The sequence below is a fragment of the Bradyrhizobium sp. WSM3983 genome, assembly GCF_000473045.1.
Classification (GTDB): domain Bacteria; phylum Pseudomonadota; class Alphaproteobacteria; order Rhizobiales; family Xanthobacteraceae; genus Bradyrhizobium.
Map to the genome: position 1 here is coordinate 162,296 of NZ_AXAY01000015.1, position 24,219 is coordinate 186,514.

The window sequence follows — 24,219 nt, forward strand, 5'->3', positions numbered from 1 at the left end:
GAAAGATTAGGGCGGGTATACCGTCGGCATTTGTCCGTCAGTTGCAAGAATTTGTGCTTGGAAATCAAGGCGGAAACATCTTCATAGACGATTGAGTGGAATAATTCGGATCGGTCCGGGACTATCCCGCTCTGTCCAATTGCAACGATCTAAATCGTCATCTGCATTCGAGAACTATCGGGGCGCATAAAACCGGACAGACGGAGCGCCTGACGGTGTCGCCGTCCATTGAAACCATCGATCCCGATCAATACCGTCATACGCGATGCTGCGTCTGACGGTATTTTTCTTTGTTCAAGTGAATGTAAAACGAGGAAATCTCCGTTCAAACACAGCTCAAAAGTGGCCGACGGTATTTACCTGGAGGGGAAGTTCTTGCTGACAGACGCTGCGCTTAAAGCGCTGAGACCAAAGGAAAAATCGTACAAGGTCACCGACCGCGACGGCATGTACGTGGTCGTATCGCCCGCCGGGACGCTGTCGTTCCGGCTCGACTACCGTTTGCATGGTCGACGCGAGACAGTGGTTCTCGGAAAGTACGGCCCGACGGGATTGTCGCTCGCACGCGCTCGCGAGAAGTGCATCGATGCAAAGCGCGCAGTAGGCGAGGGGCGGTCCCCCGCTATCGAGAAGCAGCGCGAGAAACGACGTCTCCTTGAAGCCAGGAGTTTCGGTGAGCTCGGAGAAAAGTGGCTCGTCGCGGCACTTATGGCCGATAGCACCCGGGCAATGCGGCGATCGATCTTCGAACGCGAGCTGCTTCCAGTTTGGCGCAAGCTTGGTCAGACCGGCAAAACAGCGCTCTTGTTGGGCGCGGGCGGTCGTCTCGGCTCCGCAATAGCGGCTAGCCTCGCACGAGAAGGCGCGCATGTAGCTGCGGCCGACCTGAACATTGGTGCGGCGGGAGCTTACCGCAAAAAGGGTCCGGGAAGCGGGTCGCGACGGGCTGGCCCTCGCCTGGGACCTAGCCGACCTCGACGTTATTGATTGTCATATCGGTCGGATCGAGCGCGACTTGGGCGATATCGATATCCTTATCAACAATACCGGTGGGCCGGCGCCTTCGCCCGCGGCAGGCAGGATTCCGCGACTTGGAGCACGAGCTTCCCAGTCGATGGTGCTGTCTGTCATCGCAATTACCGATCGCGTGCTGCCCGGCATGCGCAAGCGTGGTTGGGGCCGGATCATCACTTCGGCTTCGTCCGGAGTGGTGGCGCCCATTCCCAATTTGGCAGTGTCAAATGCCTTGAGACTTTCGCTCGTTGGCTGGTCCAAGACCCTGGCCAGGGAAGTGGGTCGAGACGGAGTGACGGTCAATGTCACCGTGCCGGGCAGGATCGCGACGCCTCGCATCACCTTCCTTGATGAACAGAGAGCGAAGCGGGAAGGCCGCGAGCCAACCGAAGTGGCGACCGAGAGCGCAGCTTCCATACCGGTGGGCCGCTACGGCGATCCGCGAGAGTATGCAGACGTCGTAACATTTCTGTCGAGCCCGCTTGCATCCTACGTCACTGGATCGCTCATCCGGATCGACGGTGGTCTCATCCAGAGCGTCTAGCCCGAATAGGCTCAAGAACATTCCGCGAAAACTAGAAGACTTGGAAACCCCGAGAGGCATTAGGCGGCTCCTAAGCGTAATTCCGCTGAACCGCTTGCGCCGCTGCCGGCATCATCCGCATAACTCTATTGGTACAGTGCGAAATGGGAATTTTCGGCGGCACAGTCTCGACGAGCCGTAGTTGGTTCGACGCGAGCAGGTGGTCGATCGGGCAGATGGCTAGTGCTAGGCACTCAGCGACACTTGCGCAGCGAGGCTGCTCGTCGACTGCGAGCTGACGAGGTTGAAGTTCTACAGCTAAGTCTCGACCATGTCACTGAGACTAACTCCATGCCGTTCAGGAGAACGTGTGAATACGCAGCCTGCTCAGCGGAAGTTGTGACGGTCCGACGTAGGTGCGACTGTGTAGCCAGTGGCAAGCGCGACCGTTCGACATGCATCGTGAAATGAGCCCGGCCGGACCGATCAATATCTCCGCTTCGCGGCTTCTCAGTCGGCCGAAAGCTTGCGTCCACAGCGGCTCAATGGTCGCCGAAGAATGTCCGTTGCGGATACGGCGTCTCGACAGGCCAACGGGTGAAAATCGCGGACCGCGTAGCATTTAGCCGATCAGCAGCTGCCTCCAACTGCGTAAGCGTGATCACAGCCTGGGCTGGCTCAGCTTCCCGCCGACACCCGAGACGGAGCCTCTTTCCAATCATATGTACGCTGTCTTCCGCGGAATCACATTCCATGTTGGAAACTCACTCACGAACTTAAATCGTTTTTTTCCAAGCCGACCCGAGAGTCCATGCGGGCTCCAAGATAGGCCGGACCTGCGGGCCCACAATAACGACATCGATTATGAAGTGTTGCTTCATAAGGAATGCGCGAATGCGCCCTTCAGTCCGGCCCGTCCACCCTGTACCTGTTGATCCGAGGTGTGGACTGCTCGTCCGACACATAACGTTCAATCTGATGAGAGGCGAACGATGACCGAGAAAGATACGGATTCATCACCCGAAACCGGTAGCGATGCGGCAATCTCGCGCCGTGACGTGCTAATTGTCACTGGCGCGTCGATTGCGTCGGCAGGGATCGGCGGTCACGGGGCTAACGCGGCGTCATCGGTCGCGAATATTGAAGCGCCGACCGCGCAATCGGCCAAGGTCCGCCTGAGCGTGAATGGTGTGTCTCACCTGCTCGAGATTGACAACCGTCAGTCCATTCTGGACGTCCTGCGTGAACGCCTACAACTAACTGGCACCAAAAAGGGCTGCAACCAGGGAGCGTGCGGCGCCTGCACGGTCCATCTCGATGGCAAGCGCGTGAACAGCTGTCTGACGCTTGCGGTCATGCATGACGGCGCCGCCATCACGACCATCGAGGGTCTGAAACAGGGCGACACGCTGCATCCGTTGCAGGCCGCTTTCGTGGAGCACGAGGGCTTCCAGTGCGGTTATTGCACTTCGGGCCAGATCATGTCGGGCTTGGCCTGTATCACCGAGGAACATGCCCAAAGCGTCGACGACATCCGGTTCTGGATGAGCGGCAACATCTGCCGCTGCGGCGCATATCCCGGTATCTGTGCCGCCGTCCGTGCAACTGCTCAGGATGCTTGAGTCATGATGCCCTTTACTGTTGCCCAGGTGGCGTCTGAACGCGAAGCCATTACGAGCGCCGGCGGCGGCGGCCGCTATATTGCGGGTGGAACAACCCTCATTGATCTGATGCGTGAAGAGGTTGAGCGCCCATCGTCACTCGTTGACATCAACCGTCTCTCGCTGAGGCATATTCGCCTTGAGCGCAATGCTCTCGTGATCGGTGCCTTGGCGCGTATGGCGGAGGTAGCCGCCCATCCTGAGGTTCGTCGGGTTCATCCATTAATTGCAGAAGCTCTCGAAGAGGGCGCCTCGCCGCAATTGCGAAACATGGCTTCTATTGGCGGCAATCTGATGCAGCGTGTGCGTTGCCCTTACTTTCGGATGCTTGACGCTGCGTGTAACAAGCGCAGCCCTGGCTCGGGCTGCGCGGCAATCGAAGGGGTAAATGGTGGGCACGCAATTCTGGGTACCAGTGAGAGCTGCGCGGCCACGCATCCGTCAGATCTCGCCGTTGCTCTCGTTGCCCTCGACGCAACTATGCGCGTCCGTGGTCCGCAAGGTGAACGTCGCTTTCCCATTATCGATCTGTATAGACTTCCGGAAGATAAACCGCACCTAGAGCACACGTTACGTCCAGCCGAGCTTATCCTCGATGTGCATGTTCCGGTTCAGCCATTTGCGGTTTCCGGACGCTATTTGAAGGTACGTGACCGTTCGTCTTACGAGTTTGCGCTCGTCTCAGCTGCCGCGGTGCTCGATGTGCGAAATGGTGTTGTCCGTGCCGCGCGGGTTGCCTGCGGCGGCGTTGGAACGCGACCGTGGAGGATGCCCGCGGTGGAGGCGGCCCTGATCGGGCAGCGGCCGACACGCGCCAACTTCGAGACGGCGGCTGCGCACGCAACACAAGGCGCCCGCGCGTTGTCCGGCAACGGCTACAAGATCGCACTCTTGCCTCGCACAATCACCCGCGCCCTCGAAATGGCAGGAGAGAAGGTATGAGCACCTCTGTTTTTGGGCAGTCGATCCCGCGTGTCGATGGGCCGCTAAAGGTTTCCGGTGGTGCCCGGTACGCGTTCGAGTTTAACCAATCCGGCCAGCTTTATGCTGTGATCGTCAACGCGACCATTGGTATCGGCCGAATCGTATCGATCGAGGCTACCGGCGTCGAGCAAATGCCGGGCGTAAGGGCGGTCATCAGTCACCTCAATGCACCAAAACTGACGTATAGCCCGCATAAAGGCGTTATCGACCCCGCCGTGGGGGAGCGATTGCGTGTCTTTCAGGACGAGCAAATCCGCTTTTTCGGGCAGCCCGTGGCCGTTATAGTCGCGGACACCCTCGATCAGGCTGAGCACGCCGCAACTGCGCTCCGACTTCGATACGATGCGCAGGCGCCGCTAACGGAGATCGACGACCCTCGTGCGCAGCCCATAGTCGCGCAGCAGACTGCGGCTGCCAATGCCCGCGTTGCCGCAGATCGTGAACGCGGCAGCGCTGACCAGGCCTTTGCGGATACTGACGTGAAGGTCGATGCGATCTTTCGTATGGCACGCGAGAACCACTCACCGATGGAGCCCCATGCGACGGTCGCTTCCTGGGAGGGTGACAGCCTTACGGTCTGGAGCAAGAGTCAGTACGTCCTAAATGAGCGAGCTGAGTTAGCGGCCATCTTCGGTATTCCACCGGAAAATGTGCTCGTCATCTGTCCTTTTGTTGGCGGTGCATTCGGCACGAGTTTACGGACCTGGTCGCATGTCGGCATCGCCGCCCTCGCAGCGCGTGTTGTCGGTCGACCGGTCAAGCTTGCTTTGACGCGTAAGCAGATGTTTCTCGACACCGGGCATCGGCCTCGAACTGATCAGCGTATTGCAATCGCCGCAACGAACCAGGGGAAACTCACGGCCATCATTCACGAAGCAACCGCCGAGACCAGTCGGTATGAGGAGTTCATTGAGGGTATCACCAACCAGACTGAGTTCCTCTATTCCTGTCCAAACGTGCGAACACGTTATCGGCTTGTCCCTACGGACACGTCGACACCGACCTACATGAGGGCGCCGGGCGAATGCACGGGTATGCACGCCCTGGAATGTGGATTAGATGAACTGGCCGCCGCCCTCGACCTTGACCCAATCGAATTGCGTCGACGCAACGAGCCGACTGTTGACGAGAGCAACGGACGACCGTTCTCCAGCCGCTCTCTTCTGCAGTGTCTCGAAACCGGCGCTGAGCGTTTCGGCTGGTCGCAGCGCAATCCAAGGCCAGGTTCGATGAGGGACGGCCGCTGGCAAATCGGGTGGGGAGTTGCAGGCTCTACCCGCGGAGCACCGCAGGCACCCGCCGATGCGTCGGTACGGCTACTGCCCGACGGTCGCGTCGAGGTCGCGTCTGCGACGTCTGACATGGGACCAGGGACGTACACGTCGATGGCTCAGGTCGCCGCCGCCACTCTCGGCGTGCCGGTAGAACGCATAAAATTTGAACTCGGACGCTCCGACATGCCAACGGCACCATCGCACGGTGGGTCTTGGACGATGGCTTCGGTTGGTAACGCCGTCCGAAGCGCTTGCCTGGCAGCGCAAGACGCTGCGGTTCGGCGAGCTGTAGAGGACCCGGCTTCTATCTTCCACGGGCTGACAGCTGATGTGCTGCACTGGAAAGACGGTACGCTGGGACGAAAGAATGGGGAGGGTCCGCGGCTCGATCAGGTGGCTCTTCTGAGGGGCGGAATGCCAATTGATGTGCGCACCACTGCCTCGCGATCTACTGACATTGCCAACCGCTACTCCATGTACGGATATGCTGCGTTCTTCACCGAAGTAGCAGTCGACGCCGATCTTGGCATTGTCCGCATCCGTCGTATGCTTGGCGTCTACGGTATCGGCAAAGTCGTCAATCCGCGGCTGGCACGCAGCCAGTGTATCGGAGGTATGGTTGGCGGTATTGGTATGGCGCTGATGGAGCGTACGGTGCTCGACCAGCGCGATGGCCGCCCCGTCAATGCTCATATGGCCGACTACCTCGTGCCCGTAAATCTCGATGTCCCCACTCTCGAAACCCAGTTCCTGGATGAACAGGATGATGCCGTAAACCCACTCGGCATCAAGGGTATCGGCGAATTGTGTATCATCGGCGTCGCGCCGGCGATCGCAAATGCGGTTTATCACGCGACCGGCAAGCGTGTACGAGAACTACCGATCCGTATCGAAAACCTACTCGGGGCATGACACTGTATGCCCTGAACAGTTAGCCGAACGTTCGGTTGAGGCCAAAGCAAGCGTTCTCAAAAATATAAGAAAGGGAGAAAAAGAGATGCCAGTTTCAAAGCTGTTCTTTATCACCAGTGTCAGTCCCGGTTTGGGGCGCGGTTTCGCCACGGCTGCCATAAGGGCGGGCCATCGAGTCGTCGGTACGCTTCGTAAGCGCGAGGATATTGCTGCTTTTGGGCGTTGGGATCCGGAACGGCGGTGGGCGTCGTTCTCGACGTCACCGACGTAGCGGCCATTGTCCCGATTGTTGCGAGGATCGAGAAAGAGGTTGGTCCGATCGACGTGCTGATCAACAACGCTGGCTATGGCCATGAAGGGGTAGTCGAGGAGACCACGCCAGAAGAGCTGCGACGTCAGTTCGAGGTCAACGTTTTCGGGCCCGTCGCAATCACTCAGGCGGTCCTCCCCTATATGCGCAAGAGACGGGCCGGCCATATTGTCAATGTGACATCTGGGAGGCTTTATCACCATGCCTGTCCTCGGCATATATATCACGGAAGCAAATTCGCGCTCGAGGGGATTTCGGAGGCGCTGGGGAAGGAGGTCTCGGATCTCGGCATAAAGGTCACTGCGGTCGAGCCGGGCGGATTCCGCACGGACTGGGCGGGCCGCTCGATGGTTCGCGTTGAAGGGCTTCTGCGTAGCTATGCGACGATCCAGTCGGCTGCTCCACCGGCCGACTCTCGCCTTCGGACAAAGTCGATCAGAGCCCTCAGCTTGAGGGGTACTCGTCGACGGTCCGCGTAGTAGAGAGTGAGGCCAGGCAGGGCCGGACTCCAATCGGCAAGCAAGCGCACGAGCCTGCCGCTCTGGACGAACCGCTCGATATAACCGCTGATCATGTAGGCGACGCCAAGCCCATCGATCGCGGCTTGGACGAGTGTGGCAGAGTCGTTTAGTATCATGCGTCCTGACACTGCGAGTTTCAAGCGATCCTGGCCACGCGCGAATTCCCAACGTTCGATCTGCCCTGTTGTGACATGTCGGACGCAGATGCAGGCATGCCGGAGCAGGTCGTGTGGGTGCTCAGGCACGCCATGACGCTCGAGATACTGCGGTGAGGCGACAACGTAAGCCGAGATCGGCGGCCCAATCTTGACGGCAATCATATCCTTCTCAACAAGATCCCCGAAGCGTATTCCGGCATCAAAGCCTGCCGCCACGATGTCGACCAAGCGGTTGTCGAGTGAGAGCTCGACATTCACTTTCGGGTACAAATCGAGAAATTCTCTCAAAAGCGGCTGGAGGGCAATCATGTAGCCGGAGCGTGGTACGTTCAGACGTAGTAAACCGCTCGGCTCTTGACCGACCTCTTGGATCTCCTCTGCGGCAGCCAGAAGGTCGAGAAGGGAAGGGCCAATTCTCTCAAGATATTGAGCGCCGACCTCCGTCAAGCTTACGCTTCGCGTTGTCCGATTGAACAAAACAGTGTGAAGTCTGTGCTCAAGCGAGCGGATAGACTGGCTGACGGCTGAAGGAGAAACGCCAAGCTTCACCGCCGCCGCCGAGAAGCTTTGTTGTTCTGCCACCGCAAAAAATGTAGTGAGACCTTCGAGTTGATCTTGTGGCACTGTCGAATTTCCTGTGCTACGCATCACACGTAAATGCGGCTGTTGATAAAGAGAGCTCCAGGGTTATTGTCGTAGGCCCCGTGAACTTTGGGGATTTTGCCTGGAGTGTGCCAAGCTCAAGGCAGCAGATTCAATCGCTACTCGGCTCCGTTGCTAGATGATCATCCTGTTAGCTTTGATAGTCCCGAAGATCCGCACCGAACTGTGGCGACAGGAGCAGCTTGATTAGCCCATCCCTGGCACTAGTGTTCGAGGATCCCCACTACCCGACTTTTAGAAACGATGGTGAGACTCTCATAGAGCGCCAGTTGCGCAATGTGCCTTCGCTGATCTGGCCGAGATAACGTTCGTTAACCTCAGCGTCACCGACATCGAGTCCGATATTGCAACAATGCTAGGGACGGCTCGGCACGACGGCACCCGCCAAAGGAGCGTATTCCTTTAGACCGTCTCTCACCTGCATGAGTAGTAGAATGCTAACAGACAACATCCCCGCGGCGAACAACAGACCGGCACCAAAATTACCGGTAAGATCGCGCAAGAAGCCAATCATGACAGGACTGAGGATTGCACCCGCCGAGCCAAACGCATGAATCATCGCAATGCCCGCTGGGCGATGCCGCTCTGGTATGACTTGCGCAACCAGTGACCAGAACACACCATAGCCGCCGTAAGCGCCTATCGAGCACATGATAAGACCGGCTAACTTGATCCCGGGGACTTCCACCGACATTGTTAGGAGAAGGCCGACCACGGCCAACGCCGAAGGAATAATGATGTGCCACTTGCGCTCGCGGCGTTTGTCGGACCTCTTGCTCCAAAGCGGCATTGTGATGGCGGCCGCGAGCGCGGGCAGCGCCGCAAGCCAGCCCAGCAGCGTAAACTTATCGCCCGGAACGAGCGCTCGTACGATCTGCGGCGTCCATGTGGTCAATATGCTCAGGGCAACGAATACGCCAAGGTTTGCGATTGCCAGAAAGATGACGTCGCGGCTCAAGAGCGCCGCGACCCAACCTGCTGTTGCTTGGGTAGGCTGCTGGGCCTGCGAGTGTGAGGGTTTATCAGTTAGCAGCGTCGCGAGGACCAACCTCTCAGCTGCCGAAAGCCAGACTGCATCCCTAGGACGATCAGTGAGGAGGATAAGGGCCAGGATACCGAGAATGATCGGAGGTACTCCAAGCAGCAAAAACAACCACTGCCAACCGGCCAGCCCGTATTTGCCATTCAGGTCCAGAATGGTGCCGGACAAAATCGAAGCCAGCATTCCAGCAATGGGCATGGCGACCAGAAACCACGCATTGGCACGAGCCCGGTATGACGGGGGAAACCAATAGGTGAAGTAGAGAAGAAGGCCAGGGATCATCCCGGATTCCGCCATTCCAAGGACAAATCGAATCACAAGTAAACTCTTGAAGCCGACGGCAAACATGGTGGTGGCGGATGCCAAGCCCAAGGTGATGGAGATCCGAGCCAACCAGAACCGCGGGCCAACTCGTGCCATGATGAGATTGCTCGGTATCTCGCACAAGATATAGCCAACATAAAATATCGATACGCACACGCCGAACATGGTCGCTGTGAGTCCGAGGTCGCGGCTCATGGTCAGCCCGGCATAGGCAATATTGTGCTTGTCAACCTGAGCGAACAGAAGAAGCAAGAATCCCAAGAACAGGATACGCTTCCACACCTTGCCCATAACCACTTGTTCAGTAGGAGTAATTGCTTCTCCGAGCGAGGCTGTTTCGGTTTGTTTGCTGTTCATATCACCACCTTTGAAATCATTGCTCACTTGATGACATTTTTTTCATGTGGACCCATTGCCACCACCGTAGCAGCGCCGATGATTAGGAGAGCCGCGATGAAGTACTGACCCGCAGCGAGCGTCTTGGTGTACTCGTTAAGCCACCCGATCAATATCGGGCTGATAAGTCCTCCCACTCCAGCCAACGTGCTGATGAGTGCGATGCCTCCCGCAGCCGCCTGCTTGCTGAGATACAGGCTTGGCATCGACCAGAACGGGCCCATCGTTGCGTACGTGCCTCCTGCCGTTACAGTAAGCGCCACCAGTGACAGGGTCGGACTGTTCAGGACGAGGGGCAGCGCACACCAGCCAACTGCTGAAGTAGCTGCGCAAACCGCGGCATGCCAGCGGCGTTCATTTCGTATGTCTGAGTTGCGAGCTACGAGTTGCTGGGCAATGACGCCTACAACATAGGGTGCCATCCCCATAAGCCCGATGGTCCAGACGTTGTTCACGCCGGAGCGCTGGATAATGGTTGGAAGCCAGAACGACACATTCGAGGTGCTGGCTAAAAGCGCTACGCCCATTCCGACCAGAAGATAGAACCGTGGCGTGCGCAGAACGTCAAGAAAGGACTCGTGATCACCCGTCTTGGATCTGGTGCGGTCGGCTTCCAGGTCGCGTTCGATCAATTCTCGTTCCGCGGGACTCAACCATGGAGCAGATGCCGGTCGGTCCTTCATTGCAAAGAAGACGACGATAGCAAACAAAAGCGCTGGTACTCCCTCGATCAGGAACATCCACTGCCAGCCGCTCAGTCCATATAAGCCCTCCATGTTTTGCATGATAAAGCCGGACAACGGCGCTCCGAGCACGCCGGACATCGGGATGGCAGCCATGAAAGCCGCGGTAAAACGGGTTCTCCGGGACACCGGTACCCAGTATGTGAGGTACAGCAACACGCCAGGAAACAGTCCGGCCTCTGAGGCGCCGAGCAGAAATCGCGCAAAGTAATAGGTGTTCGGGCCGGTCATCACGGCCAGTAGTCCCGAGCACAACGCCCACAGCAACATGATGCGCAGCAACGTCTTCCTAAAGCCGATCCGAGCCAGCATCAGGTTGCTAGGAATCTCAAAGATCATATATCCCGCATAGAATACTCCCGCGCCGATCCCGAATACGGTGTCGGAGAAATGCAGGTCACGCATAAATCCCAGCTTGGCAAAGCCAACGTTGGAGCGGTCGATGTACGCAATGATATAAACGATGAGCAGCATCGGTAGCAGGCGCAGCAGCACCTTTCGGTATAGCAAACTGGGATCTACGCCTGTTAGCTCCGCCGGGATTCGGCGACCACGAACCGAATCCCTGGTAATTGTGCCCATCTGACTCTGCACGTTGCCTCCGATATGATCGCAATGATCGCCTCATTGAAGCCGCTTGGGCGCCCGTTCAGCCGGGTCTTGGCAACTGCCGGGATTAGTGCGAGCAACGACCCCGAGCCAGACACTTGGGACGTAAACCTGCTATTCCCCGCAACGCACATCTGGTAGGAATCCTCCTTGTTCAGGTTCGTGGAATGCTCGGCATGCCCAGCCCGTTATGGACACATCGACAGATGCAAGCCCCTAAAGCCACCAATTTCAGTCTGGGCATCGCCTCTGACCTGCATAGGTGGCGTACCTTTGTCGCGATCGCCGAACTTGGCAGCCTGACAAGGGCAGCCTTGTTTCTTGACAGCAATCAGTCGCTGTTGAGCCGACAGATCAACGCGCTTGAGCGCGAATGCGGCGCGCGCCTCTTCAATCGCACCGGGCGGGGAGTTGAGCTTTCCGATGTCGGCCAGCGCCTCTTCGAACAGGTCAGGGCATTGCTCGAATCTGCCGAACAGCTTGAAGTCGAAATCCGAGGCGAAGTGCGCGAGCCGGCGGGCCGCGTCACCGTCGGCTCGTTGCCATCGATCAGCAATCCACTGGTCGGGCGGTTGTTCAGGGAAATTCGTGAGCGTCACCCAACCGTTTCGTTGAAGATCCTGGAAGGGTCGAGCGGGCAGGTGGAGGAGTGGCTATCCGATGCACGCGTCGATATAGCGATTCTCTACCGCTATGGTCCGACGCTGTCGGAATCCGAGCAGGTTCTCGCAACGGTAGACAGTTATCTGATTGGCGCCAAGGGAGATCGGATTACGATGGCGCCGGAAATTTCGTTCAGCGCGCTGGACGGTTTGCCCTTCATTTTGCCAAGCGCACCCAACGGCCTTCGGACCGCGCTGGATGCGTTGGCACGCAACCAGCACATCACACTTTCACCTGCGATCGAGGCCGACTCGCTGCCATTGCAGAAGTCGCTGGTAGCACAGGAGCACCTGTATACGGTGTTGCCCCTGCACGCGGTTTGGAATGAAGTCGCGGAGGGCCACGTGCAAGCTTCGCGGATCATAAACCCCCCGCTGCAGCGCACCGTTGCGATGGCGATAGCCAAATCCAAAGGGCCCGCTCGGGCCGTGTTGGCCGTTGCATCGCGCATCGACCATATCGTGGCGGAGATGGCCAGGAAAGGCATGTGGCGATCGGACGTCAAGCCGAGAAGTACGGCACATAACAGAAATGCCTCGAGCGGCGTAGATGAGCGACGGTCATCCAAATAAGCTTCGAAACGAAAATCGGAGTTGTGGATGCCTCGCATTTCGTTCCCTACCCCAGAAAACATGTCTCCCGAGCAGCGCCGTGTCTACGACAAGGTGGTTTCCGGGCCGCGCGGCAAGATCGTCGGACCGCTGCGGGTGGCCCTTCATAGCCCGGAGTTAGCTGACCGCTGGCAGGCCTTGGGCGAATTCTTGCGTTACAACACGGGGCTACAGCCCCGGCTTTCCGAACTGGCGATCCTTGTTACCGGCCGCGCTTGTTGTGCGCCGTTTGAGTGGTTCGCCCATTGTGTGGAGGCATTGAAGGCGGGAGTGGAACAATCGACCATCGATGCGCTGCTGGATCGCCGCATGCCGGTCGGCCTTTCCGATGACGACACCACCATCATCCAGTTCGCGACTGAGTTGAACGGGTTCAACTCCGTCTCTGACGCTACCTATGCGAGGGCGCTAAAGCGCTTCGGGGAACGCACGGTCGTCGAACTGACCGCGCTGATCGGCTACTATACGATGGTGGCGATGATGCTCAACACCCACGAAATACCCCTGCCGGACGGGGTAGAAGCCGCGTTCCCGCTGCCGCAACGAGATATGCCGTGAATGTGGGATGGGACTGCCACGCACACCTGTTCGGGCCGTACGAGCGGTTTCCATTGGCGCCCGACAGGGACTACACGCCACCGGAAGCGCTTGAAGGCCAATACATCGAGCTACTCGCCAAGCTAGGTCTGTCGCACGGCGTTCTGATCCACCCGAGCGCCTATGATGGCGACTTCAGTTTGCTATTTGAAGCGCTTGCGTCACGCCCCAACTTGAGGGGGGTGATAGTGGCGAACGCCGGTAATCCCATGACGTTCAGCGGGCTGCGGGACAAGGGAGTCCGTGCAGCCCGGTTCAGTCATCGCAGCGGCGCCGGAGCAAATTTCGCCGGCAGTGCCTCGTTTGAAGACTTGCTGTCGATGGCCGCGCGCCTGGCCGATGCGGGCATGCATGCTGAGCTATGGACGGATTGCAAGGCATTGCCGGACATCGCCGACCAGTTGCGGGCGCTTCCAGTGCCAGTGGTGATTGATCACATGGGCGGCTTTGACATCACAGCGGGGATCGACGACCCAGGGTTCCGCTGCTTGCTGTCCCTGATTGCGGACGGCAAGGCTTGGCTCAAGCTTTGCGTTTACCGCAATCTCCTCACAGGCCACGATTTCGAGGAAGGAGCCCAGTTTCATCGGGCCCTGCTGGCGGCCAATCCCGAAGTACTGCTTTGGGGGTCGGATTGGCCGCATTTGCGCGTGGTGCCGCCACCTGACACGGCGAAACTGTTGGCGAAATTCAAGAGATGGACCGGTAGCGAAAGATTGGTCAGAAAGATTCTCGTCACCAATCCGAGTGTTCTCTACGGCTGAGTTTGAGGACGAGAGTCGACGCCTCGATCGCAGCCACGCCGCTCAGCCATCGACGGGTTCGGTGGCGGCGAATGACGGGCGCTTGCTAAGGTCGGTATACCACTCAGCGAGCCGAGGCGCCGATTTGCGCCAAGCGAGCGTACCAAAGCGATAGTCGAGATATCCGAGCGCACAACCGACAGTTATGTGCCCGATCGAAAACGGCAATTCGATGAGCGCTTGTGCTTCGTCGTCGAGTTGGTTTAGTGAAGCCCTTGTCTTCAGTTCAAAGGCGGAGGTAAGGGGTTGCATCGGCGCCTCCCGCTCCCGTTCATTGCGCCACAGGATTAGTGCATCCAGCAGTCCGTCACCAAACGCCTGCCATCGCAAGGCTTGCCATCTGTCCGAGCCCGTTTTTGGAAACAGGGAACCCTGCGCAACGTCGTCGAGATATTCGCAGATTACAGCCGAGTCGAATAGAACGAAGCCGTTGTCTAGTTTCAATGTCGGTATTTTCGATAACGGGTTATCTTCCATCAGTCGTTCGTTAGGACTGAGCATTGCGGCGACTGAACGTACGAGTTCAAGCTTCGGCAATAATCCAAGTTCGTGGATACAAACGGTGACTTTGCGAACATACGGTGAGCGAGGTGACCAGTGAAGCTTCATCATCAAATAACTCCTGCCGTTCGGAGTGACGAGATGTCGCCCTTGCCATAGCCAAGCTCAGTTAAAATCTCTTCGTTGTGCTGTCCGAGCAGTGGCGGCGGTGAGAGCGTCGGTAAGGGTGCATCTGAGAATTTCATAGGGCTGGAGACCTGAGGAACGTCAACGCCGCTCGGATGCGGAACGTGCTGTAACATTTGCCGCGCCTTGACCTGCGGATCTTTGAAGACATCGGCTACGGAGTTGATCGCGCCGCACGGGACGCCTGCCGCATCGAGCTCCGCGACCAATTTTTCGCGCTCCCATTGCGCGAATAAGCCGCGCAGCAATTCCGATAATTCGCTGATGTTGCGAACACGTTGAGCGTTGCTGGCGAAACGTTCATCCTTTGGCCAGTCTGGCTGTCCGAGCACGTCGCACAATTTGACAAATTGCCCGTCGTTGCCGACCACCAGAATGACATCACCGTCCGAGCATCTATAAACGTCCTGTGGTTGGATGTTCGGATGGGCATTGCCATTGCGCTTCGGCACTTTACCCGAAACCAAATAGTTCATTGCCTGATTCGAAAGCGTTGCGACCTGGACGTCGAGCATCCCGATATCGATATAGTCGCCCTTGCCCGTTTCGTTCCGGCGGGCTAGTGCGGCCAGCACCGACACAGCCGTGTACATGCCGGTCATCAAGTCAACGATCGGAATTCCGACCTTCTGCGGACCTCCACCTGGTCTGCCGTCTCGCTCGCCGGTTACGCTCATCAAGCCACCCATAGCCTGGATGAGAAAATCGTAAGCGGGCTGGTCGCGGCGAGGGCCAGTCTGGCCAAATCCAGTGACCGAGCAATAGATGAGTCGAGAATTGATTTTGCGCAGCGATGCTTCGTCTAGTCCATATCGCGCCAGTGTTCCGGCTTTGTAATTCTCCAGAACGATATCGGCCTTCATTGCGAGTTCACGCACGATGCGTTGCCCCTCGGGCTTTTCGAGGCTGACTGTGATCGAACGTTTGCCGCGATTAACGGCGAGGTAGTAGCCGGCTTCCTTGGTGGGTTGCGCTTTGGCATCTTTGAGAAAGGGCGGACCCCAAGACCGCGTATCGTCGCCTGCGCCCGGCCTTTCCACTTTGATGACGTCAGCACCGAGATCGGCCAGAACCTGCCCTGCCCAAGGGGCAGCCAGGATCCTGCTGAGGTCGAGGACCTTGACATGCGACAGCGGTGCTGCGGAAAGATTCATAATCATCTTGCCTTCGAATGTAATGCCGATCGCGCGAACTCTAAGTGGCGGCGCCAGTCCTGCCTATGGACCAGGCGTCAATTCAGAGATGCGAATGGGCGCATGACAGATCGCTTGTGTATCCGTCAGGCTCTCGAAGGGCCGCGCGGGGCGACCACAAATCAACAATTCAGCCTTTACTCAATGCAGATAGCTCTCGGTCCATTAGGAACTTTGCGGTGGTCGGGACGACATTAGCTGAACGCATTCATCTCCCTATATTTGTAGGACTCTTGCAGTGACCTGTTTCGTCGCTCAACGATTTGCCGCGGGTCGAACAACCATCATACCCCTTGCCCGCTTTGAAGACTGAGTTCCTTGACATCAGGTACAAAGGAGCTTGCCTTCAACGCGATACACCGACAATAGTCGCGGCACGCGTATGACGCGCCACGCCCGATATGACGCGCTCGGTGTCAGAATCGCCCGGTCACACAGGAGACGACATGCACGATTTGACCCAACTAAAAGTCGTTGTCGCCGACCACGTCGCAACGCTCACAATGGATGCCCCGCCGGTGAATGCTCTGACTCGCGTTCTAAACGACGAGCTGACGTTGGCGCTGGATCGCATTTCGGAGATGGATGAAGTGCGCGCGGTCGTATTGACGGGCGAAGGAAAAGTGTTTTGTGCAGGCGCCGATTTGAAAGGGCGAGCCGAAGTAATCAAGCATCCAGGTGACTTCCTCGTGCATTCTCGACGGACGCGGGAGTGTTTTCATTCAATTCGAGAGTGCGCGAAGCCGGTTGTCGTGGCCATCAATGGCGCTGCTTTGGGATCGGGCGTGGCCATGGTGGCATCCTCCGACATTCTGGTCGCGTCGGAGAAGGCGTCGCTCGGCTTGCCCGAGGTCGATGTAGGGCTGTTGGGTGGTTGCCGGCATGCGATGCGCCTTTTCAGTCATTCTCGACTGCGGCGTATGGCGTTGACCGGCCACCGGGTCAGTGGTCCCGAATTGTATCGTTTGGGGATCGTGGAGGCTTGCGTCCCTCCTGAAGATCTATTGCCGACGGCACTGGATATCGCCAAGACGGTCGCGTCGAAGAGCCCCTTGTCGACTCGGCTTTGCAAACACACGCTAAACGTAATCGAGGACATGAGCTTGCGCGACGGATACCGCTATGAGCAAGATCAAACAGCCATTATCGGCAAGACAGACGATGCTAAAGAAGCGCAGCTTGCATTCAAAGAAAAGCGTGCACCGATTTTCAAGGGTAGATGAGAGGGGCTGTGCGGCCGACATTCCATAACATTCGATACCCGAATCTCGGATGATTCTGTCCGACGGCAGACGCCTTCGTGAAATGCGTCGCTCCCAACAGCTGGCGCATTGAGATGGAGTATGTCGCAACACGGTCCTGATCGCATTAGCGATCGGCTTGGCTATCTGGGCGACGATGGCGCGCCGACCAGGCCAAGCGTCGATCCGGCCGTGCCAAGGGCCCCTTGGGTAAGCAATAGACTGCATCGGTCCACGCCGTAGGTGCCCCGATCCGCCGGCACGCGATCCGCGGGACATCGCAGATAGACGCTTTCTCAAAAGCCGACGAGAGATGCACATAGGGCCGAAAAACACTACCCGGCGGTCCCTGCATGTGAATCAGCGCCGAAGTATGACCCCTTCGGTAGCAAACAAATCAAAGGGTTATCGTGCCTATCGGCGCCGGGACCCCACGCTGATTCACACTCATTCCATTGGTTGTACCGTGGAAGCGACGTTCTAATGGCCGCTGACGTTTCGTTCCCTTCAAATCGACAGCTGAGCGAGATGTTAAGTGCTTTTATCGCAAGTTGAGGGATGAAGTCGACGGCGTGCTGACTCGCTGAGGATTGCAGCGCACCCAATAGTACAGAAGGGCCGGTGCCCAAAGCTATGGCCGAACTGTATCAACGTTCACAACCGGTCGCCACCGTCACATCTTCGGATCACGCGCGCCAACGGCGCCAACCGAAGGCCCGTCGCCGGCACGGTCGGTTCGACGTTCGTTGCGAATGACAGGACGGCTAAGGAGAGTGAGCGGTCGGTAGGCGGGAGCTGGGTCTCCCGCCGCTTCGCGGCGGCGAACCGATCATTCAGCCGACATGGGATCGCCGGTGAGGCTCCAGCTTTCGCCGTCGAAAGCCGCGATCCGGAGGGTCTTGAACGCTCCGTAGTCGTCGGGCTTGGTGCTGATCGAGATGCCCGGGAGCATCATCGGCAGACGTTCGCCGTGGAGGGACGTCGCTTGACGGATCAGGTTTTCCCGCGTGAGGTCGTCGCCGCATTTCCTCAGCACGAGTTCGACGGCATGGACGTTCATGTAGGCCACCAGGACCGAATAATCGTCCGGATTGACTGACGGGGCGTACTTTCTCAGGAATGCCTTGTAGGCCTTGACCTCGTCGTCATTGGCCCAGGCGGGGTCGCCGGGCTGCTTGAGGAACTGCGTGGTCACGAGGCCCTTTGAGGCGTCAAGGCCCGCCGGCTTCAGGATCGTTTCGACGGACGCCGTCGATCCCCCGATGATGTGCAACGGGCTCCAGTTCAATTCATGGACCTTGCGGATCGATTGCGCCGCCGCCTTCGAGGACGACTGATCGACCAGCGTGTCTATGCCGGCGGACTTGAGCTGGACGATCTGCGAATCGATCGTGGGGTCGGCGAGTTCGTAGGATGCCTCGATCACGATCTGCGAGGCCTTGTCTCCGAGACCGGCGCGAAGTCCCTTCAGATAGTCCTTTCCGTAATCGTCGTTCTGGTAGAGGACGCCAATCTTGGCCTGCGGCCTGGTCTTTAGCAGGTACTTGGCGATGACGCGTCCCTCGGTCTCGAAATCGGGATAGAGCGGCACGGTCCAGCGGAAGTTCTTGGGATCGTTGAAGCGACGCCCGCCGGCGGTGATGAACAGCTGTGGGACCTGCTTGGAGTTCAGGTATTTCTGAATGGCGACGTTCGGCGCGGTGCCGATGGTGCCGACTTCGGCGAGCACGCCGACGTCCTCGACGAGCTTGCGCGACTGCTCGACCGCCTTCGGGGCGCTGTAGGCGTTGTCGAGCTGCGTGAAGTTGATCTTGCGTCCGTTGATTCCTCCCTGCTCGTTGAGCATCTCGAAATAGGCTACGACTGCGCGTCCCGCGCCGGCGCCGAACGCCGACGCCGGACCGCTTAGCGGGGTCGACTGCCCGAGCTTGATCTCGGTATCGCTAACCCCCGGTCCGTAGGCTTTTTGCGCGTAGAGTGGTGTCGACGCCAGCATCGCCGATGCGGCCATCACGCCGAAAGCGCGACCGAAATGGCTGTTCAAGGTTAGGTCCTCCCGATTTGCTTGTTTTCCAGGTTCTTATCGCAGAAGTTCGCGGGCGATGACCATTCTTTGGATCTGGTTGGTGCCCTCGAAGATTTGCGTCAGCTTGGCGTCGCGCATCATGCGCTCGACCGGATAGTCCATGGTGTAGCCGTAGCCGCCGAAGATCTGTACGGCATCAGTCGTCACCTTCATGGCCATGTCGCTGCCGATGCACTTGGCCATGCTGGCCAGTACGTTCAGCCGCTTCCAGTCACCGGCATCGCCCGCGCGCGCGCATTCATAGACGAGGGCGCGCGCCGCTTCGATCTGCATGGCCATGTCGGCAAGCATGAACTGCACGCCCTGGAATTCCGAGATCGCCTTCTTGAACTGCTTGCGCTCCTTCGCATAGGCGAGGCTGACATCGAGCGCTCCCTGGGCGAGGCCGACGGACTGCGCGCCGATCGTCGGACGGTTGAGGTCGAGGGCGCGCATCGAAGCGCGAAAACCCTTGCCTTCCTCGCCGACGAGATTTTCCATGGGCACCCGCACGTTGTCGAAGAAGATCGGCGTGTTCGGCGCGCCGCGGAAGCCCATCTTGCGTTCGTGCCGACCGAACGTGATGCCCGGCATGTTCTTGGGCTCGACGATGAAGGCGCTGATGCCGTCCGCGCCAGGGCTGTCGCTTGTGCGTGCCATCACGACGATATAGTCCGCCGCCACGCCGTAGCTGCACCATTGCTTACGACCGTTGAGGACAAAACAATCGCCGTCCTTCTTCGCGCGGGTGTTGATTGCGGTGACGTCCGAGCCCGCCTGCGGCTCCGAGATCGCTATCGCCGTCACGATGCCGCCCTTGGCGATGATCGGCAGGTATTTCTTGCGCTGCTCCTCGGAGCCGAAGTGGAGCAGCGGCATGATGAACATCGTGTTCAGCGCGGCGATCGACGCGCAGGCGGGCGAGAATCGCGAGATCTCCTCGCGGGCGATGCACGCCATGGTGAGGTTGCCGTTGGGCCCGCCGTATTGTTCGGGGACCCAGAGTTGCATCAATCCCATCTCGCCGAACAGCTTCACGAGCTCGAGGGGGAAGCGATCCGTCTCGTCGATTTCGGCTGCGATAGGCGCGACATGTCTGGCAGCCATTTTGCGGATGCTGTCGCGAAAGGCGACCTGCTCTTCGCTGAAGCTCATGAACGTCTCCGTCGTTTTTTTCGTTGGGAGGCCAAAAAGGGGCTTCCATTGAATGGGTGATCCATTTAATAACTCATCCCATGTCGACCAAGTCAAGCCCCCACAAGACCGGCAGCGCGCGCGTCGCGCCATCCCCGCGTCGCGAACGAGCCTCTGATCATCGGATGGCGGGATCGCCGGCCCCTGTGGCGTTTCGCCCGATCCACACGCGGCGCGCGTTCGAGGAAATTTGCGACCGGATTCGCGAGCAGCTTGCGCGCGGAGCTCTCAAGCCGGGCGACAAGCTGCCGCCGGAGCGCGATCTGGCGCAACAGCTGGGCGTGAGCCGCAACGTCCTTCGGGAAGCGCTTCGCAGCCTGGAGATGGCTGGCGTGCTGCGGCTGCAGAAGGGAGTCAAAGGTGGCGCCTTCATCCAGGAGGGCGATACCAGCCGCATGAATGTGGTCATGCGCGACATGCTGAGTCTTGGGACGATCTCGATCCGCGAATTGTCGGAAGCGCGCGTACAGGTGCTCGACCTCGTCGTGCGCCTTGCCTGCGCGAACGCGCAGCAGGCGGATTTCGACGCGTTGCAGGCCAATGTCGAACGGACGGAGCTCTTTACCCGCGAGGGCCGGCTGCTGGAGCGGGTTGAATGCGCGCGGGAGTTCTACAAATTGCTCGGCCTTGCTTGTGGCAACAAGGTCATCGCCATGATCACCGATGCGGTCACCGAAATCCACATGCGGTTCGTCTACGCCAAGGTCGCGTCCAGCGGGGTTGCGATGACGCGGCTGGGCGAGCGGCGCCGGCAGTTCCTGGCGGCGCTGCGGGAGCGGAATGCAGTCGCCGCGGCGCGGTTGATGCGCAGCCACCTGGGTGCGGTTCAGAAGATGCTCGAACAGGATCCCGGTGCCATGTCGCTTCAGATCGCCCTGGCTGAGATCAATTCTGGCATGAAGTGACGGAATTGCAGGCCCCGGCCGAACGTCGGAACTGAATCAAGAAAAACGAATGGAGGAAAGACGTGTCCCAATATGCAAAGTACGAGTGTCTGACCGTAGATGTCGCCGACAAGATCGCGACGGTGACCTTGAACCGGCCGCAGGCCCGCAACGCCATCAATCAGAGGCTGATCCGGGAGCTCCGCACGATCTGGGACGATCTTGCCGACGACCACGCCGTCAATGTCGTGGTGCTGACCGGGGCCGGGGAGTTCTTCAGCGTCGGTGGCGACGTCAAGGCGATGTCGGAGCGGCCGGGCGGCGATGTTCTGGAGGAGGGCGAGGTTCATGACCCCATGATCAGCCGCCGCGGCGTGACGCGCCAGCTCGAGCTCGACAAGCCCATCATCGCCGCGATTAATGGCGATGCCATCGGCCTTGCCGCGACCCACGCGCTGCTCTGTGACATCACTATCATGGCGGAGGATGCGCGCATCGGCGATACCCATGTGTCGCGGGTGGGCTTGGTAGCGGGAGACGGCGGCACCGTGATCTGGCCGTTGCTCGTCGGCATCAACAAAGCCAAGGAATTCCTAATTCGGGGCACCCTGTTGAAGGGTAAAGAGGCCGAGCGGATCGGCCTCGTCAATCACGTCGTACCGAGGGCCGAGGTGCTGGCCAAGGCGCGGGAGATCGCAATCGAGCTCGCGAACGGCCCCACCTGGGCCATTCGCTGGACCAAGCTGTCGATCAATCAGATCGTCAAGGATCGGGTGAACATGCTGCTCGAAGCCTCGATGGCGCTCGAGCAGGTGACATTCGCAACCGCCGACCACAAGGAAGCAACGATGTCTTTTAAGGAGAAGCGCAAGCCGAGGTTTGGCCAGGGCTAGTCTAGCTCCATGGACACCACCGAGCTTCCCAACGACGAGGTCAGGCAGATGCTCCGGGACTCCCTGCGCGGGTTTCTCGGCGAGCAGTGGAATGCCGATTGCTTCAGGCTTGGCGCCGAGCCGAAAGACGTTGCAGCGATATGGGCCAAGCTGGTTGGCCAGGGCGTAGCCAGTCTGGGCTCCGCTCCTGAGGAAGGGGGCTTGCGCGAGATCGCGGTCGTGCTCGCGGAGCTCGGGCGTGCGGCGTGTCCGGCGCCTATGTGGTCGGCTGCGCTTGCCAATTTCGCGCTTTCGACGGCGAGGTCGGAACTGGCCGCTGACTGCCTGGAGAACCTGCACGTCGGGGCGGCGCGGCTCGCCTTCTCGTTTGGGGCGCTCGACCCCGCTCCGGGCGCGGGCGCGATCCGGGTTCGGGACGGCAGGGCAGACGGGGTGCTCCTGCTCGTGGAAGCGGCGGACAGCTGCACCCACTTGCTTGTTGCCATCGACCATGCGCTCCTAGGTCTCGTGGCACTGGATGCCGCCGGCGTCGCAATTGTCCCGACGCGTGCCATGGGCGCCTGGGGGGCTTGCGAAGTACGTCTCAGTTCGGCGCCGATCAGCCTCATCGCGATCGAGGCGGGCGTTCTCGATGATCTCTTGCTTCGCGGAAAGCTGGTGCTGATGGCGCGGGCGCACGGTGCCGCCCTGCGCGGTTTCGAGCTTGCCACCGATTACGCCAAGGAGCGGCATCAATTCGGTCAGCCGATCGGCCGGTTCCAGGCCATTCAGCACAAGCTCGCCAATGGCTTCATCGCCCTGGAAGGGGCGCGGCTGATCGTGGATCATGCGGCCAGGCTTCACGATCACGGGAATCGCGATTGGCGCTACTTCGCTCATGCGGCAATCGCCTTTGCCTGCGATGGGTTGCGGCGCGTCTCGCTGGAAACGCATCACGCGTTCGGCGCGATCGGTTATGCCGATGAGCACGAGGCGCCGCGGCATTTCAAGCGGGTGCATCTCGACACCATCATGCTGGGCGGTGCGGCGCCGGCGAAAAAATGGCTGGCATCCTCATTGCTGGAGCCGGGCAGTTCGGGCCTGCCTGAACATGATCTTGGTCCGGCCGGCAACGCGCTGCGCGAGCAGGTGATGGATTGGCTGGAGCAGCATTGGTCGGGGGACCGGAAGGCCGAATTCGATCGCAAACCCTTCGCCAAACGCGAGTTCGATGCCGAGTTCGCGCGCGAGATCGGCGAGACCGGCTGGATCGGGCTTGGCTGGTCCCGGCAGTTCGGCGGCCAGGCCCGTTCGCCGCTCGAGCAGATCGCGTTCATGGAGACGATGGAGCGCGGCGAAGCGCCGCGCATCGGCGCCGCGATCCAGGCCAATGCCGTGATGATGTTCGGAACGCTCGAGCAGCAGCAACGCTATCTGCCTGAAATCCTGCGCGGCGAGGCCATGTACGGGATGGGCTACAGCGAACCGCAGGCGGGCTCGGATCTCGCAGCGCTGCGGACCAGCGCGGTGCGCGATGGCGATCACTGGGTCATCAACGGCCAGAAGATATGGACCACCACCTGGTGGGGCAAATACATGTTCCTGGCCGCGCGCACCGACAAGGATGCCGAGCCGCCGCACGCCGGCATCAGCATGTTCATCGTACCCATGAACGCCGAGGGGATCACGGTCCGGCCGGCGACTACGATGTATGACGGCTCGTTCGCCAACATCTTCTACGACAATGTCCGTATTCCCCTGGAGAACCTCGTCGGCGAGATCAACGGGGGCTGGAAAGTCCTGACCGGCGCGCTCGCCTTCGAGCGCGGGCTGGTCGGCGGGGGCATCGTCCTGAAGGTCGCTCACGCCTTCGAGCAGCTACGCGGGCACGTCATGCAGAGGGACGCTGCGGGAATGGCGCTCAGCGACGATCCCATCGTGCGCGACAGGATGGCGACGCTGGCCGCCGAGATCGAGATCGGGCGTCAGTTGATGATGCATTGCGCCGAGCTCGCCGCGGACGGCATGACGCCGCCGGAATACGGCGCGATCAGCAAGGTCTTCTCCGGGGAGTTGATGGAGCGTTTCGGCGAGGCGGCGCTCGACATCCTCGGCACGAGGGCGGCACTGTCGGAGCAGATGCCGGGGGCGATCGACAATGGCCGTTTCGAGCAGAACCTGCGTCATTCGCTGATGTGGGTGATCAGCATCGGCACCAACGAGATCCAGCGCAGCCTCATCGCGCAACGTGCGCTTGGGCTTCCAAGATAGGAGT

General features: G+C 59.4%; 18 protein-coding genes and 2 pseudogenes. 13 read left to right on the forward strand and 7 right to left on the reverse strand.

What is annotated here, in order from left to right; genetic code table 11:
• Positions 1 to 375 precede the first annotated feature (375 nt).
• From YUA_RS51130 to YUA_RS48530, 6 genes and pseudogenes are all read left to right on the forward strand, one after another.
• A pseudogene (locus YUA_RS51130) lies at positions 376 to 774 on the forward strand (Arm DNA-binding domain-containing protein); the annotation flags it as partial.
• A 33-nt stretch (positions 775 to 807) separates the two neighbouring features.
• Positions 808 to 1,558 (forward strand): annotated as a pseudogene (locus YUA_RS44715) (SDR family oxidoreductase).
• 971 nt (positions 1,559 to 2,529) lie between these two features.
• Positions 2,530 to 3,159, forward strand: coding sequence for a (2Fe-2S)-binding protein (locus tag YUA_RS0122385; protein ID WP_027532711.1), 630 nt, complete (start codon positions 2,530 to 2,532; stop codon positions 3,157 to 3,159).
• Positions 3,160 to 3,162: 3 nt separating this feature from the next.
• Positions 3,163 to 4,140 (forward strand): xanthine dehydrogenase family protein subunit M, encoded by a 978-nt coding sequence (locus YUA_RS0122390; protein ID WP_027532712.1) that lies wholly within the window; start codon positions 3,163 to 3,165, stop codon positions 4,138 to 4,140.
• Positions 4,137 to 6,368, forward strand: a complete 2,232-nt coding sequence (locus YUA_RS0122395; protein ID WP_027532713.1) for a xanthine dehydrogenase family protein molybdopterin-binding subunit — start codon at positions 4,137 to 4,139, stop codon at positions 6,366 to 6,368. The genes YUA_RS0122390 and YUA_RS0122395 overlap by 4 nt, the downstream gene beginning before the upstream one ends.
• A 240-nt stretch (positions 6,369 to 6,608) precedes the next feature.
• Entirely contained in the window at positions 6,609 to 7,157 is a 549-nt protein-coding gene (locus tag YUA_RS48530; RefSeq protein ID WP_245285225.1) for an SDR family NAD(P)-dependent oxidoreductase, read from the forward strand.
• Here the strand turns inward: YUA_RS48530 and YUA_RS0122400 are convergent.
• From YUA_RS0122400 to YUA_RS0122410, 3 genes are all read right to left on the reverse strand, one after another.
• Positions 7,055 to 7,981 (reverse strand): LysR family transcriptional regulator, encoded by a 927-nt coding sequence (locus YUA_RS0122400; protein ID WP_027532714.1) that lies wholly within the window; start codon positions 7,979 to 7,981, stop codon positions 7,055 to 7,057. The two genes, YUA_RS48530 and YUA_RS0122400, sit on opposite strands and share 103 nt — an antisense overlap.
• A 394-nt stretch (positions 7,982 to 8,375) precedes the next feature.
• Positions 8,376 to 9,770: an MFS transporter gene (locus YUA_RS44720; RefSeq protein ID WP_156947192.1), complete on the reverse strand. Its 1,395-nt coding sequence runs from the start codon at positions 9,768 to 9,770 to the stop codon at positions 8,376 to 8,378.
• Positions 9,767 to 11,107: an MFS transporter gene (locus YUA_RS0122410; protein WP_035971447.1), complete on the reverse strand. Its 1,341-nt coding sequence runs from the start codon at positions 11,105 to 11,107 to the stop codon at positions 9,767 to 9,769. Before YUA_RS0122410 ends, YUA_RS44720 begins: the two co-directional genes overlap by 4 nt.
• Positions 11,108 to 11,340: 233 nt before the next feature.
• On the opposite strand from YUA_RS0122410, the gene YUA_RS44725 reads away from it, so the two are divergent.
• The 3 genes from YUA_RS44725 to YUA_RS44735 are packed head-to-tail and all read left to right on the forward strand — an operon-like array spanning position 11,341 to position 13,769.
• Complete coding sequence (locus tag YUA_RS44725; protein ID WP_084292780.1) at positions 11,341 to 12,369, forward strand: LysR family transcriptional regulator; 1,029 nt, start codon at positions 11,341 to 11,343, stop codon at positions 12,367 to 12,369.
• A gap of 27 nt (positions 12,370 to 12,396) precedes the next feature.
• Positions 12,397 to 12,966, forward strand: coding sequence for a carboxymuconolactone decarboxylase family protein (locus YUA_RS44730; RefSeq protein WP_035971450.1), 570 nt, complete (start codon positions 12,397 to 12,399; stop codon positions 12,964 to 12,966).
• Positions 12,963 to 13,769: an amidohydrolase family protein gene (locus YUA_RS44735; RefSeq protein ID WP_084292781.1), complete on the forward strand. Its 807-nt coding sequence runs from the start codon at positions 12,963 to 12,965 to the stop codon at positions 13,767 to 13,769. Before YUA_RS44730 ends, YUA_RS44735 begins: the two co-directional genes overlap by 4 nt.
• Positions 13,770 to 13,811: 42 nt before the next feature.
• Here YUA_RS44735 and YUA_RS0122435 read toward each other — a convergent pair whose 3' ends face one another.
• A complete protein-coding gene (locus YUA_RS0122435) occupies positions 13,812 to 14,420 on the reverse strand; it encodes a glutathione S-transferase family protein (protein WP_198029485.1) in 609 nt (202 codons plus the stop codon).
• Positions 14,420 to 15,655 (reverse strand): CaiB/BaiF CoA-transferase family protein, encoded by a 1,236-nt coding sequence (locus YUA_RS0122440; RefSeq protein WP_245285226.1) that lies wholly within the window; start codon positions 15,653 to 15,655, stop codon positions 14,420 to 14,422. The genes YUA_RS0122435 and YUA_RS0122440 overlap by 1 nt, the downstream gene beginning before the upstream one ends.
• A 479-nt stretch (positions 15,656 to 16,134) precedes the next feature.
• Between YUA_RS0122440 and YUA_RS0122445 the strand changes: the two genes are divergently transcribed.
• Entirely contained in the window at positions 16,135 to 16,911 is a 777-nt protein-coding gene (locus YUA_RS0122445) for an enoyl-CoA hydratase/isomerase family protein (RefSeq protein WP_027532718.1), read from the forward strand.
• Between the two features lie 847 nt (positions 16,912 to 17,758).
• On the opposite strand, the gene YUA_RS0122450 is transcribed toward YUA_RS0122445, so the two are convergent.
• Both YUA_RS0122450 and YUA_RS0122455 read right to left on the reverse strand, forming a co-directional pair.
• The gene (locus YUA_RS0122450) at positions 17,759 to 18,940 is read right to left on the reverse strand and encodes an ABC transporter substrate-binding protein (RefSeq protein WP_035971615.1); all 1,182 of its coding nucleotides are present in this window, start codon (positions 18,938 to 18,940) and stop codon (positions 17,759 to 17,761) included.
• A 69-nt stretch (positions 18,941 to 19,009) separates the two neighbouring features.
• A complete protein-coding gene (locus YUA_RS0122455) occupies positions 19,010 to 20,149 on the reverse strand; it encodes an acyl-CoA dehydrogenase family protein (protein ID WP_027532720.1) in 1,140 nt (379 codons plus the stop codon).
• A 23-nt stretch (positions 20,150 to 20,172) separates the two neighbouring features.
• On the opposite strand from YUA_RS0122455, the gene YUA_RS44740 reads away from it, so the two are divergent.
• From YUA_RS44740 to YUA_RS0122470, 3 genes are all read left to right on the forward strand, one after another.
• Entirely contained in the window at positions 20,173 to 21,093 is a 921-nt protein-coding gene (locus tag YUA_RS44740; RefSeq protein ID WP_198029486.1) for a FadR/GntR family transcriptional regulator, read from the forward strand.
• Positions 21,094 to 21,155: 62 nt separating this feature from the next.
• Positions 21,156 to 21,965, forward strand: coding sequence for an enoyl-CoA hydratase/isomerase family protein (locus tag YUA_RS0122465; protein WP_027532721.1), 810 nt, complete (start codon positions 21,156 to 21,158; stop codon positions 21,963 to 21,965).
• Between the two features lie 9 nt (positions 21,966 to 21,974).
• Positions 21,975 to 24,215 (forward strand): acyl-CoA dehydrogenase, encoded by a 2,241-nt coding sequence (locus YUA_RS0122470; protein ID WP_027532722.1) that lies wholly within the window; start codon positions 21,975 to 21,977, stop codon positions 24,213 to 24,215.
• Positions 24,216 to 24,219: the final 4 nt, after the last annotated feature.